General features: G+C 65.7%; 15 protein-coding genes and 1 pseudogene. 7 read left to right on the forward strand and 9 right to left on the reverse strand.

From position 1 onward, the window contains the following. Positions 1 to 3: 3 nt before the first annotated feature. The 3 genes from OWC48_RS16485 to OWC48_RS16495 all read right to left on the reverse strand — a co-directional run bounded on the left by OWC48_RS16485 (position 4) and on the right by OWC48_RS16495 (position 2,221). Positions 4 to 354 carry an AzlD domain-containing protein gene (locus tag OWC48_RS16485; protein WP_282520948.1) on the reverse strand — a complete coding sequence of 117 codons (351 nt, stop codon included), beginning with the start codon at positions 352 to 354 and terminating at the stop codon, positions 4 to 6. Beyond that, complete coding sequence (locus OWC48_RS16490) at positions 351 to 1,091, reverse strand: AzlC family ABC transporter permease (RefSeq protein WP_282520949.1); 741 nt, start codon at positions 1,089 to 1,091, stop codon at positions 351 to 353. The genes OWC48_RS16485 and OWC48_RS16490 overlap by 4 nt, the downstream gene beginning before the upstream one ends. Before the next feature lie 107 nt (positions 1,092 to 1,198). Then, the gene (locus tag OWC48_RS16495) at positions 1,199 to 2,221 is read right to left on the reverse strand and encodes a lytic transglycosylase domain-containing protein (RefSeq protein ID WP_282520950.1); all 1,023 of its coding nucleotides are present in this window, start codon (positions 2,219 to 2,221) and stop codon (positions 1,199 to 1,201) included. Positions 2,222 to 2,260: 39 nt separating this feature from the next. Here OWC48_RS16495 and OWC48_RS16500 point away from each other — a divergent pair, with 39 nt between their 5' ends. After that, on the forward strand, positions 2,261 to 3,277 hold the full coding sequence (locus OWC48_RS16500; RefSeq protein ID WP_282520951.1) for a TRAP transporter substrate-binding protein: 1,017 nt from the start codon (positions 2,261 to 2,263) through the stop codon (positions 3,275 to 3,277). 82 nt (positions 3,278 to 3,359) lie between these two features. On the opposite strand, the gene OWC48_RS16505 is transcribed toward OWC48_RS16500, so the two are convergent. Genes OWC48_RS16505 through OWC48_RS16520 form a run of 4 tightly spaced genes read right to left on the reverse strand, consistent with a single transcriptional unit; the run spans position 3,360 to position 4,350 of the window. Continuing rightward, positions 3,360 to 3,554 (reverse strand): hypothetical protein, encoded by a 195-nt coding sequence (locus OWC48_RS16505; protein WP_282521220.1) that lies wholly within the window; start codon positions 3,552 to 3,554, stop codon positions 3,360 to 3,362. Positions 3,555 to 3,597: 43 nt separating this feature from the next. Beyond that, complete coding sequence (locus OWC48_RS16510) at positions 3,598 to 3,840, reverse strand: hypothetical protein (RefSeq protein WP_063982778.1); 243 nt, start codon at positions 3,838 to 3,840, stop codon at positions 3,598 to 3,600. 10 nt (positions 3,841 to 3,850) lie between these two features. Continuing rightward, entirely contained in the window at positions 3,851 to 4,099 is a 249-nt protein-coding gene (locus OWC48_RS16515) for a type VI secretion system-associated protein TagO (RefSeq protein ID WP_282520952.1), read from the reverse strand. Between the two features lie 56 nt (positions 4,100 to 4,155). Then, positions 4,156 to 4,350, reverse strand: a complete 195-nt coding sequence (locus OWC48_RS16520) for a hypothetical protein (RefSeq protein WP_063982774.1) — start codon at positions 4,348 to 4,350, stop codon at positions 4,156 to 4,158. A 293-nt stretch (positions 4,351 to 4,643) separates the two neighbouring features. Here OWC48_RS16520 and OWC48_RS16525 point away from each other — a divergent pair. Continuing rightward, positions 4,644 to 5,281, forward strand: a pseudogene (locus OWC48_RS16525) (HAD family hydrolase). A 61-nt stretch (positions 5,282 to 5,342) separates the two neighbouring features. Here OWC48_RS16525 and OWC48_RS16530 read toward each other — a convergent pair. Further along, a complete protein-coding gene (locus OWC48_RS16530) occupies positions 5,343 to 6,383 on the reverse strand; it encodes a phenylacetaldoxime dehydratase family protein (RefSeq protein ID WP_282520953.1) in 1,041 nt (346 codons plus the stop codon). Between the two features lie 28 nt (positions 6,384 to 6,411). Then, positions 6,412 to 7,428, reverse strand: coding sequence for a carbon-nitrogen hydrolase family protein (locus tag OWC48_RS16535; protein ID WP_071917400.1), 1,017 nt, complete (start codon positions 7,426 to 7,428; stop codon positions 6,412 to 6,414). 196 nt (positions 7,429 to 7,624) lie between these two features. Here OWC48_RS16535 and OWC48_RS16540 point away from each other — a divergent pair, with 196 nt between their 5' ends. The 5 genes from OWC48_RS16540 (at position 7,625) to OWC48_RS16560 (ending at position 12,243) form a co-directional block, all read left to right on the forward strand. Then, positions 7,625 to 8,581, forward strand: a complete 957-nt coding sequence (locus tag OWC48_RS16540) for a helix-turn-helix domain-containing protein (RefSeq protein ID WP_282520954.1) — start codon at positions 7,625 to 7,627, stop codon at positions 8,579 to 8,581. A 99-nt stretch (positions 8,582 to 8,680) separates the two neighbouring features. Further along, positions 8,681 to 8,917 carry a hypothetical protein gene (locus tag OWC48_RS16545; protein ID WP_282520955.1) on the forward strand — a complete coding sequence of 79 codons (237 nt, stop codon included), beginning with the start codon at positions 8,681 to 8,683 and terminating at the stop codon, positions 8,915 to 8,917. Between the two features lie 116 nt (positions 8,918 to 9,033). Beyond that, on the forward strand, positions 9,034 to 10,059 hold the full coding sequence (locus OWC48_RS16550) for an aldo/keto reductase (protein ID WP_282520956.1): 1,026 nt from the start codon (positions 9,034 to 9,036) through the stop codon (positions 10,057 to 10,059). 182 nt (positions 10,060 to 10,241) lie between these two features. Next, positions 10,242 to 11,663 (forward strand): MFS transporter, encoded by a 1,422-nt coding sequence (locus OWC48_RS16555; RefSeq protein WP_282521221.1) that lies wholly within the window; start codon positions 10,242 to 10,244, stop codon positions 11,661 to 11,663. A 121-nt stretch (positions 11,664 to 11,784) separates the two neighbouring features. Next, a complete protein-coding gene (locus OWC48_RS16560; RefSeq protein ID WP_092193127.1) occupies positions 11,785 to 12,243 on the forward strand; it encodes a PEGA domain-containing protein in 459 nt (152 codons plus the stop codon). Positions 12,244 to 12,294 lie beyond the last annotated feature (51 nt).

Consider the following 12,294-nt stretch of genomic DNA (forward strand, 5'->3'; position numbering starts at 1 on the left):
GTTTTAGCCTAACCACCACTTCCCGGCCAGCATGAAGACTTCGCCTGTGACCACGCCCGCGAAGATCGAGCGGCGGGTCAGCAGGAAGACGACGAGGCCTGCGCCGACCGCGCCATAGCGCAAGACGTCAGGCACGCTTGCCAACGCCCCCGGCGGCTCGACCACGATCTGGGCGATGACGCCGGCCAGGATCGCGGTGGCAACCGCCCTCACCCAGACCAGGAGCTCGGAGCCCTCGTCGATGCCGCCGCCGAACCAAAGGCCCAGCATGCGCCATATCTGGTTGGGAACAACGCCGGCGACGAACAGCACGACAAGCGCATGCCAGTCGCCGATGAGCTGCGCAGCGCTCATGCGCGCACCTCCCGCCACCAATGCACGCCATAGGCGATCGTGCCGGCCACGAGGCCGCTGACGAGGATGTCGAGGCCGGAGTTCATCTTCGCGGCAATCGGATAGAGCAGAACCCCGAGCGTCAGCGCGACGACGTCGGCGACCTCGCGGCTGTTGCGCGCGGTCGAGAACAGGAACGACAGCGGCGTCAGCATCAGGATCGCCGCGCCAAGCGTCTGCGTCAGGTTGGCGGCAAGGAAATAGCCAACCGTGTTGGCGGTGAGGCATACCGAGACCAGGCCGAAGCCAAGTCCGTTCACGAAGGCGATCCGCCGCTCGCGCGGCACCTGCGGCAGGAAGCGATGACATTCGACCCACAGCGTCACGGCGGTGAGGTGCGCCGCAAAGAACAGCTCGCGCCGCTTGGTGGTCGGCGTGCGCATCAGGGGCAGCACCGAGACCACCATCGGGAACAGCCGGATCGCGCTGACCGTCACCGCAATCGCCGACTGGATGATGGTGGCGCCCGAGCCGAGCGTCGTGATCAGGATGATCTGCGCTGGACCTGCCCAGACGAACAGCGTCGAGCAGAGCGCCCAAAGCAGGCTGAAATGGGTGTCGTGGGCGAGTGCGCCGATGCCGAGGTAGGTCGCGAACAGGACAAGCGTGAGGATCGTCTGCGTGATCGAGCGCAGCCCCCACGCAAAGGCTCGCCAGGGACTTTGCCATTGAGGTGAATCGAGCGGAGGAAGCGCCACGGGGAGTTTTGGTCGGGGTTGCGGAATCGTGCCCGCATAACGGGCAATGCCGCGGCCGACGTCAAGGAAGCGCGCGGCGGGGCTGGCATGCGCGGGGGAGAAGTCCCCTATCCGCTCACACCCCGGTTCTTCAGCACGAAGCAGGCACCGCCGGCCTTCCGTATCCGATTACACAGATCATCCGCCTCGCTACGCGTATCCGCGCCAATGCGCACCTGATAGAACGCACGCGTGCCGCGGCTGCGCATCACCGAACTCAGCAGGCTCGGATCGCGCTCGCCGATCACCGCGGTCAGCCGCGTGACGGCGCGGGAATACATCGCCAGCGCCCGGTTGCGGTCGAAGCCGGCAGCGAGCTGTACGCCCCAGATCTTTGCGGCAGCGAGCTCCACATGCTGTTCGAGCTCGGCGACGAAGGCATTCGGCGCGCGCTTCAGAAGCGCCATGAGATCGCGGCAGCTGGTCGGCGGCGAACTCGGCGGCCCCTTGCCGGTCGCTCCCGCCTTGGCCCAGGCATCGACGCTCGTGCCGGTGATGGCATAGACGTAGTTGCGGGTCTGCTCCGGCATCGGACCGGTGCCCGCGAGCCATTCCTGCACCCGGCGCGGGCCGGCGTTGTAGGCAGCAGCCGCAAGACCGAGATTGCCGAACTGGTTGCGCAGCTCGTTCAGAAACTCCGCCGACTTCGGCAGCGCCTGCACCGGATTGAAGGGATTGAGCAGCCCGCGCTCGCTGGCAGTACCCGGCATGAACTGCGCGATCCCCTGCGCATGCTCGCCGCTGCGCGTCATGGGCCCCACGGCATCGGCCTGGAAGCGGCTCTCCTGCCAGATCACGCGGGCGAAGAATTCCAGCGGCAAATTGGCATCCCGTGCGGCGGCCTCGACGATCAGGCAGATCGACTCCCGCGTATCGCTCTCGCGCGCATCCGCAGGCTTTGGCGGCGGCATCGCGAGCTCCTCGACGCTGGGGACGGCGATATTGGTCTTCGCGGGCGAACTGTCCCACGCCACCACCCGTGTCGCCGAGACGAGCAGTGCAGCGATGGTGAGCGATGCAATTCGCGTCAGCCGTGCCCAAGCATCGCTGTGGCGCGCTCCGGCGCGGCATGCAACAAGATCATGTGCCATGTTGTGGCATCGTGCCATGGTTCGACGAGTTGCCAATATATGCAGTTTGACCTGCTTCTCCCAATGCGCTGCCCCGCCCAAGGGATCCGCGCGATCCTCGTCCTCGTAGCCCTCGTCCTGCCCGCCGCGCCGGCCATGGCGCAAGTCAACTGGCGGATGACCACGGAATATCCGCAGAACAATATTTCCGGGCTCGGGCTCACCAGTTTCGCCGATCGCGTCGCGGCGCGCACAAACGGTTTCGTGACCGTAGCTAACGCTTTCGACAACGAGCTCAAGATCAACTCGGGCGAAATGCCGCGCGCCGCGCTGGATGGTCGCATCGCCGGCGGCGACGCCTTCGCCGGCGCGCTCTCGAGCCTCGACCCGGTGTTCGGATTGTCCACCCTGCCCTTCCTGGTGCAGTCGGTCGACCTCGCCCGCGCCGCCAATCTGCGGGCGCGCCCGCTTTACGAGAAGGCGCTCGCGGCACGCGGCCTCAAGCTGCTCTATGTCACGATCTGGCCGGCCACGGGCCTCTGGTCGGACCATGCACTGGAAGGCGCCGACGCCCTGCCGAAACTGAATTTGCGGGCCTACGACGCCAACTCCGGCGAGGTCATGCGCGCAGCCGGCGCGAATGCACAGTTCCTGCCGATGGACGCGGCGCTCGCTGGCCTCAGGGAGCACCGGCTGAATGCGTTCCTCACCTCCGGCGACGGCGGCGCGGGACGCAAGCTCTGGGACTTCCTGCCCTACTTTACAGCGATCAACTACGCGATGCCGCTCTCGATCGCCTTCGTCCGCAGCGACGCATTTGCCGAATTGTCCGAGCCGATGCAGCGCGAGGTGCTGGCCGCGGCCGCCGAGACCGAGCAAGGCCAATTCGCGCTATTGACCCATCGCACCATCGAAAACTATGCGCGCATGCGCGACAACGGCGTCCGCATCGCCGAGCCGGCGCCGGCGTCCCTCGTCGCCGCGCTCCGGAAAGCGGCAACGCCCGCGATCGCCACCTGGGAGACGCAGGCGGGCGCCGATGCCACGGCGATCGTCGAATGGGCAAGACAGCAATAGAGCGAACCGTGGCGGCCGCCGGCATGCCACTGCGGTGCTGCGTTGAAACGTCCGCCAGTCCCGCCCTTCACTCGCTTCGGTCCTATGCCGAGACCGGCATTTCTGCGCTGATTGCGCGGTCCAGGGCATCGATCAGCATTTGAAGCTCGACGAACTTGTTCCGTGCTCGCTCGGCATTGTCACGATCAAAGGGAGCGGCCAGCACCTTCGCATGCGTGTCCCTGTCCTCGATCATGCGATCGCGGGCCTTCTTCAATATGTCCAGTCGCTCGTTCATCTGTGCCTCTCCGCCAAATATCTGCTCGACCACGTCCAGGGCCTCAGTCGAAACCAGCCGGAAGCTCGCCCTTTCGGAAGAACACCGTAGGCTCATCGTCATAGTCACCCATTTCGGGATCGCCGCTGGACGAGAACGCGACGACGCCGAGTTTGCTCAAGGCCAGTCTCTCCGCCGTGCGCAGCGCGCCGCTTTCCGACTTGCAGACGATAGGAGAGTCGGCCTTCAGATTTCCCCCCTTGCCGGCGTTGAACGCCTGCACCACGTAGGTTGTTTCGCGGACCATGACGGCTCCCTCAGCAACCGCGACAGATATTCTTGAGTTTGGCCGCCGTGCGGGCTTCTTCATCAAGGAACGGATCTTTATAGGGGGCTCGAGATACGTCCGTTTCCGACGTGGCGGGCTTCTTCGCTTGCGGCGGAAACGCGGCGTCGTAACAGGCGAGCCGTCCGCTCGTGCTCTCGATCGCGCGGCAGTCCGGCTCTTTCGCGACAGCACCTTGCACGAATGTGCCAAGCGCCAATGCGACAATAAGCATTCTCATACGGGTATCTTTCCTCGCGGAGAATCCGGGCGCGCCGTTTGACGCCCCCGCGCTCCTCATGCCTCGAACTGGTCGAACTCGTCAGACAGCAGAACCCGGCCCTGCGGCGTGCATATCCGCACGTCGACATAGCCTTCCTGCAACAGCTCCCTCGCCTTCTTCAGAGCGGCGGCCGTCGTGGTGCGGGCCAGGCTGACGTAGCCGCTTTGATCGCGTCCGCTTACCAGATATTGGAGCGGCGTCCTATCCATGCAGAAAAGCCGCAGCAGCCACCAGGAGCAACAGAAACAGAGGGACTATCACCGGCGGCACGATCCAGTCGGCCAGATTAAATCGCGGCATGCACGCTCCTCCTCGTTCGGCGGGAGCGCTAGTGACCCTCAGTCACCGACGGATGCCATGGGAAGGGGCGGTGATCGCAGGACTTTACGCTTATGCCCTGCCAATAGCGAGCTTTAAAACGTCGCGCGACGCGGCGGCGTTGCCTTGAGCAGCCGCGTCGTTTAGGTCAAACAACGGCGGTATCAACACGGGCACGACTGGCATGGCTACAATCTTCTTCGATCTCGATGGCACGCTGACCAACCCGAAGCCCGGGATCACCCGCTCGATCCAATACGCGCTGGAGCGGCTCGACCTTGCCGTGCCGAGCGAGGACGAGCTGACCTGGTGCATCGGGCCGCCCCTGCACGCCAGCCTGAAGAAGCTCACCGGAAGCGAAGAGCTCGCCGACCGTGCGCTACTGCTTTATCGCGAGCGATTTGCCGATATCGGCCTGTTCGAGAACGAGGCCTATGCCGGCATCATCGACACGCTGACGACGATCGCCGCAACCAGCCAGCGCATGTTCGTCGCCACCAGCAAGCCCGCGGTCTACGCCGTCCGCATCGTCGATCATTTCGGCCTGAAACCGTATTTCGAGCGCGTGTTCGGCTCTGAGCTCGACGGCACGCGTGTCGACAAGCGCGACCTGCTGCGCTACGCGCTCGTCGAGGCGAAGGTCGACCCCGGCAGCGCGATCATGATCGGCGACCGCAGCCACGCGTGATCGGCGCCCGCACCAACGGCATGACCGCGATCGGCGTGCTCTATGGCTATGGCAGCGAAGCCGAGCTGCGGGATGCCGGCGCGCATCACATCTGCGCCGCGCATCCCGAGCTGCTCGGCCACTGCGTGGCGTAGAGCATCATCCGGAAAAGTGCGCAGCGGTTTTCCGATAAGATCATGCTCAAGACAACAAGCGTCAGCCGCTGACGGTCTCGACCGCCGCCAGCATGCCGGTCTTCGCATGGCAGTTCAGATATTCGAAGAACTGCTCATCCGCCGCCGCCACCGTAACCTCATGATAGAGCCGCAGCTTTGCCGACGGCCCGAGCGTCGACAGGTATTTCATCGCCGCGCCGAATATCCTGACGTGGGTCGGATGCGACTCCGCCCAGCGCTCAAGTGCGGCGAGGCTCTTCCACCAGCTCTGGCCGTAGGACTTTTCGCTCACGCTGCCGTCGGTGGAGAGCACCTGCATGTAGCGGTTGGCATAGCAGCCGATGCCAAGCCCGTCATCACGCAGAAAATCCATGCCCTCTCGCAGCACCGGCTCGACATCGTCGAGGTAGAGCTTTCGCTCCGATGCCTCCGTATCGCTCCAGTCCTGCCCGGAGCGGATCAGGCAGAGATTGTCGTGCGCCTTCACCCGCAGCCGCGCGCCGTCGCGGATCAATTCAGGCGCGCCGCCCGGCGTCATCGGATCGGTCTGCGACAACGGAATGCGATCGCGCATGCCACCCCAATAGGCGTGCTCCTGCACCTCGCCGCTCATGCCGTCGGCGATTGCGGCCACGCCCTCGGGCCGGTCGAGCGAGGAGAACAGCGTCTCGTGCCGGGCGACCGTGGGACGCAGCACCTCGATGAAGGTGCCGATGCCCTCGCGCGCCTTCACTGTCCACGCCTCTCGTGCCGGCGCGAACCATGCGTCGAAGCGCGCGATGTCGTCCCAATAGGCAACCGACACGACGGTCTCATAACCGGCGCGGTCGACGTAGCGGGCGCGGTCCCAATGCGAAGGCCCGCCCCCGGCAGCAAACCGCGCCGCGATCTCGGCGAGTGCCGCCGTCGCAGCCGCCGGCGCCGCGCCGCGATACTGCACACCGAAATAGGCCATCACGACACGGCTCACGGTGGGTTTGTGGCGCGCCACGAACGACGGGTATGGCGGCTGGTAATCGTCCGGCACGCGCTTGTGGCGCGTGCGCTGGGTCTCGAGATGCAGAGGAATTGCGGATTCCATGATCGTACCCTCCCCTTGATCCCGGCGATCAGCTTGCCGCGGCCGCGATGTCCGTGGGCTCAATGGTGTCGACCGGCAGCGCGAACTGCTCGACGCGCTGGTATCGCTTCTTGTTGAGCAGGAGCCGCGTCACGTCGGGCCGCGAATAATGCCCGGCGGGATCGGCAGCGTTCTTGGCAACCCCGATGGCACCGAGATCGATCTCGGCAATCAGCAGCCCTTCCTGGTCCGGCGCCAGCTTGTCGCCGATCTGGCTGCCGTCGGGGCCGTAGATCGCGGCGAATCCGCCACCCACATGCAGCAACGCATTCTTGTCCGGCCGGTCGCAGAGCTCATCGATCATGGCCTGCGAGACCGTCGCGCACGGCGCGAGCACGAAGCAGGAGCCCTCCACCGCATAGACGCGCGAGGCGGCATTGTTGACCTCGGCGCCGAGCGCCGGCGCAAAGGGATCGTAGAGCGAGAAGCTCGGCCAGGCCGCGACATGCACCTGCTCGTTCTGGGCGTACATCGCATATTTCGACAGTGGCTGGAGATGCTCCCAGCAACACAATGCGCCGATGCGGCCGATGTCTGATCTTGCATGCACGGCGAGATCGCTGCCGTCACCCTCGCCATAGACCGTGCGCTCGGCATGGGTCGGCCGCAGCTTGCGGCGCTTTGCGATGGTCTCGCCGTCCGGCCCGATCAGCCATTGCGCCAGATAGAGACTGCCGCCGTCGCGCTCGGACAGGCCGAGCACGGCGGTGAGCTTTGCCTTGCGTACGGCGTCGCGCAGCCGCTCGGCCTGCGGACTGTCATAGGACAGCGAGTTGTCGAAGTAGCGCTGCACGAAGCCGCGGCCGATCGCCCAGGCCGGCGAGTCCATCCAGATATGCCAGGGGTAGCCGGGAATGAAGGCCTCGGGAAAGGCGATCAGCTTGGCGCCCTTCTCGGCCGCGTCCCTGATCAGCGCGATCGACTTGTCGATCGAGGCGTCGAGATCCAGCCAGGCGGGCGCCGCCTGCACCACCGCGACCTTGTATTTCGGATGTTCGATGCCCATTCCCGCCTCCATTGCCGGTTGATCGGAAGCCACGTCCGATGCAGTCTATTTGGCCAAGCCACCCGGTCGGGCGCTCGACCGCAGTGGAACAAAAACTCGACTGGCCGGGATCGCCGACGGGTACGGGACTTGCCTTCGGTCTGGCTGGATTTGCGCCAACATGCGGTTTTGCTGGATGTGACAGGGAGGCTTGCCGATGCCAATCCAGTTCACGACAGACGGCAGCCCCGGCTACCGGCGGCTGGCGCTGTGGCAGGACATCGTCTGCGACGTCTTCGTCGGGCTCGACTGCAAGTCCGACCTCGGCAGCGCCTTTCGCGGCTCGGTCACGCAGGCCGCGCTCGGCAAGGCCGTGTGCTCCGAGGTCTGCTCCGACCGCCAGCACGTGTTCCGGACGCCGTCCCGCATCGCGCGTTCGGATCAGGATTTTGTCCTCGTTGCGCTCGGCAATCGCGGCGACGGAGGCGTGGTGCAGGACGGCCGCGAGACCGTGATCCATCCCGGCGAGTTCGCGCTCTACGACACGACGCGTCCCTATGAGCTGAAGTTCAACGACGCCTTCACGCAGACGATCTTCAAGGTGCCCCGCGAAATGCTGCAGCGCCGGCTCGGCGCCACCGAGACGCTCACCGCGATGTCGTTCGGCGCCGATGTGCCGCTCGAACGGCTCGCCTATGATTTCATCTTCAGGCTTTGCCAGAGCGCGGACCGACTTGCCCCGGACAACGCTGCAGCGTTGTCGGAGCAGGCCGTCGATCTGCTCGCGATGGCGCTGAGCGAACGGCTCGGCAAGACATCGCTGCCGTCCTCCACCCATCGCTCCGCCTTGCTCTATCGCTTGAAGGCCCACATCCGCGCTCACCTCGCGGATCCCGACCTCTCGCTGTCGGAGGCCGCGGCTGCACTCGGCATCTCGCCGCGCTATGTAAACGATCTCCTCGCCGACGAGGATACCTCGTTCCAGCGCCATGTGCTTGCCGAGCGTCTCGCCCAATGCCGGCGTGACCTCGCCTCGCCCGTGCTGGCCCATCGCCATGTCAGCGAGATCGCCTTCGCCTGGGGCTTCAACGATCTCTCGCATTTCGGCCGCGTCTTCCGCGAGCATTTCGGAATGTCGCCGCGCGACTTCAGGCAGAGCCAGTTGCGGCACTGACATCCAGCCAGCTATCACCTTGAGCCTTCGCTGCAGGCGAAGGCAAGCCTCGTCAATTCCAGATTGCCTTGTCCGGCCGCGCGGATCAGGCTGGCGTGCATGAGGACTCACGCCACCATAAGCGGATCGGAGCTGTTGCTGGGTGTGATCGCGATCCGGCTCGCGGTGCTCGTCCTGGTGGGCTGGGGCCTGACGCTGCTGCCACGGCAGGCGCGTGACGGCGAAGTCGCCTGTTTCCCCTCGCCCGCAACCAAGGTCGAGGTTCAGTCATCGGTGAAGACAGCCGGCCCACGCGTTGCCGATGCCGCATTCGATGACATGCGTCTGCACGACTAGGTCATTCCCAAGCAAGGCCGGTATGTGAGCGCGTGATAGGACGCGGCCCGCGCTTGCACTACCATCGCCCCCCAAGGCCGCATTGATCAACCAGCGGCCAGCCGAGGAGCATATCGATGGAATACCGACGCTTGGGCCGATCCGGCCTCATGGTGCCCGCTTTGAGCCTGGGAACGGGCACCTTCGGCGGCGTCGGCCGCCTTGCTGCATGGGGTACGACGGACGCGGCCGAGGCGCGGCGCCTTCTGGATATCTGCCTCGATGCGGGGGTGTCGATGTTCGACACTGCCAACGTCTATTCGCTCGGCGAATCCGAGCGCGTCCTCGGCGAGGCCATCAAGGGCCGCCGCGACAAGGTTTTGATCTCGACCAAGGCCACCTTCCGCTTCGGCGATGGGCCCAACGACATCGGCTCGTCGCGGCAACATCTGCTCGCGGCCATCGACGGTTCGCTGAGCCGGCTCGGCACCGATTACATCGACCTGTTCCAGCTTCACGGCTTCGACGCCTTCACCCCGCCCGAAGAGGTGCTTGCCACCCTCGACGTGCTCGTGCGCGCCGGCAAGATCCGCTATGTCGGCGTCTCCAACTTTTCGGGCTGGCACCTGATGAAGTCGCTCTCGGTTGCCGACAAGCACGGCTTCCCGCGCTATGTCGCCAACCAGACCTACTATTCACTGATCGGGCGCGACTACGAATGGGAGCTGATGCCGCTCGGCGTCGACCAGGGGCTCGGCGCCGTGGTCTGGTCACCGCTCGGATGGGGGCGCCTCACCGGAAAAATCCGACGGGGTCAACCGAAGCCCGAGGTCAGTCGCCTGCCCAAGACCGCCGATTTCGGCCCGCCCGTGCCCGATGAGCACGTCTATCGCGTGGTCGAGGCGATCGACGAGGTCGCCACGGAGACCGGCAAGAGCGTCTCCCAGATCGCGCTGAACTGGCTGCTCCAGCGTCCGACGGTCTCGACGCTGATCATCGGCGCGCGTAACGAGACGCAGCTGCGCGAAAATCTCGGCGCGGTCGGCTGGACATTGACCAACGACCAGATCGCAAAGCTCGATGCCGCGAGCAAGGTGACGCTGCCCTATCCCTACTGGCACCAGCGCGGCACCTTCTCCGACCGCAATCCGCCGGCGGTGTAGAGACGGCCAACGGCCCGACCGCTCGGCTCCCCGAGCCCTCGCGAAAGCGGTCCCGACCCGATTTCCTGTGCCGGAAGGCCTGCTTCCGGCGCAGGAACCGTCCGTGTCCTGCCGGGTTGCGATCCATCCTGCAATTTCCTAATCCGGAGATGAACACGGCTCGAATCAAGCTCGCCTCCATCATGTCGTCTGCCCCGATCGAGCATGCCGACGGCCTGCCGCAGCCGCAGCGCAACCAGGCGGTGCTGACGATTGCGCTCGGCATCATCATGGCCGTCGTCGACAGCGCCATCGCCAACGTGGCGCTGCCGACGATCGCGGCCGACCTCGATGCCAGCCCGGCCTTCTCGATCTGGATCGTCAATGGCTACCAGCTCGCGATCACGATCTCGCTGCTGCCGCTGGCATCGCTCGGCGAGATCGTCGGCTATCGCCGCGTCTATCTGGCCGGGCTCGTCCTGTTCACGCTCGCATCCGCCTTCTGCGCGCTGGCGCATACGCTGCCGCTGCTGACGATCGCGCGCATCATCCAGGGTTTTGGCGCCGCCGGCATCATGAGCGTCAACGCGGCGCTGGTGCGCTTCACCTACCCGCGCAGCCAGCTCGGTCGCGGCATCGGGATCAACGCGCTCGTCGTCGCCTTCTCGGCCGCGGTCGGCCCGACGCTCGCCGCGGGCATCCTGGCGGTCGGAACCTGGCCCTGGCTGTTCGCCATCAACGTCCCGCTGGGTGCGGTGACGCTGGTGCTCGGCCTGCGCAGCCTGCCGCACACAAAACCCGCCGGCCATTCCTTCGACTGGCAGAGCGCAGGGCTATCTGCGATCACCTTCGGCGTCGGCATCGCGGCCGTCGACAGCGTCGGTCATGGCGAGGCCGCCATCACCTGTCTCGTTCAATTCGCCATCGCCATCGTCGCAGGCGCGCTGCTGATCTACCGCGAAACCCACATGACCTCGCCGCTGCTGCCGGTCGATCTGTTGCGCATCCCGGTATTCGCACTGTCGATCGCCACCTCGATCGCCTCGTTCTGCGGACAGATGCTGGCCTTCGTCGCGATCCCCTTCTACCTCCAGAGCCGCTTCGGCTATTCGGCGGTGCATATGGGACTCCTGATCACGCCATGGCCGATCGCGGTGGCGTTCGCAGCCCCGCTCGCCGGCCGCCTGGTCGAGCATTATCCGGCCGGCCTGCTCGGCGGCATCGGGCTCACGCTGTTTGCCTGCGGCCTCGGCGCACTCGCCTTCCTGCCTGCAAGCCCGACGCCGCTCGACGTGATCTGGCGGATGGCGTTGGCGGGGGCCGGCTTCGGCCTGTTCCAGACTCCCAACAACCGCACCATGATCGCGGCCGCCCCGCGCGAGCGCGCCGGCGGCGCCAGCGGCATGCTGGGCACGGCGCGCCTGCTCGGCCAGACCACCGGCGCGGCGCTGGTGGCACTGCTGCTCGGCCGCTATCCGACCGAGGGAACCAGGATCGCGCTCCTTGTCGGCGTCGGATTTGCGCTGTGCGGTGCAGTGCTGAGCATGCTGCGGCTGTCGCCCGCCGGCGCGCGCGGCGCCGAGCACGTCCGGGTACAGGACGACCAGCGCCTGCGCGGCGAATAGCTCAGTCCAGGTTCGGCTGTTCTCGCGCCCAACTTGTGCGTGGCTTAACTATCTGGACCAGTGACGTATTGCCCTCCCGCTCCGGTTGCGCTTCATTGACGCGGGGAATAAGGGGCATTTCATGCGTTCATTTGGAATTGTGGCGCTCAGCGTCATGCTGGGCGGCTGCGCGTCTGTCACGCGGGGCACGACCGAAAACATCAGCATCTCATCGACACCGTCGGGCGTGGAAGCCGTCGTCAGCGGAATGGAAGTGCCGACCACCTGCACGACGCCGTGCTCCGTGGTCGTCAAGCGGAACGCGGACATTTCGATCACCTTCCAGAAGGAAGGCTATGAACCGCAGATCGTGCCGCTCAGCCGGGACATACCGACCTCCGGGGCCGCCGGCTTCGCGGGAAACCTTTTGCTCGGCGGTGTCGTCGGCATGGGCGTCGATGCTGCCACCGGGGCGGCAACCGATCACAAGCCAAACCCTGTCATCGTGACCATGCAGCCGTCAGCTCCTGCCCGCGCACGGCCACCCGCGCCGAAGAAGCCGCGGCCGCCGGCGGCGCCCGCGCCCGACACCGGCACCTAGCCCCTCGCAACTGCCACGCAAACAAAAAGGCCGGCTTTTCAGCCGGCCTTT

This window comes from Bradyrhizobium sp. Arg816 (assembly GCF_029989365.1).
Taxonomy (GTDB): domain Bacteria; phylum Pseudomonadota; class Alphaproteobacteria; order Rhizobiales; family Xanthobacteraceae; genus Bradyrhizobium.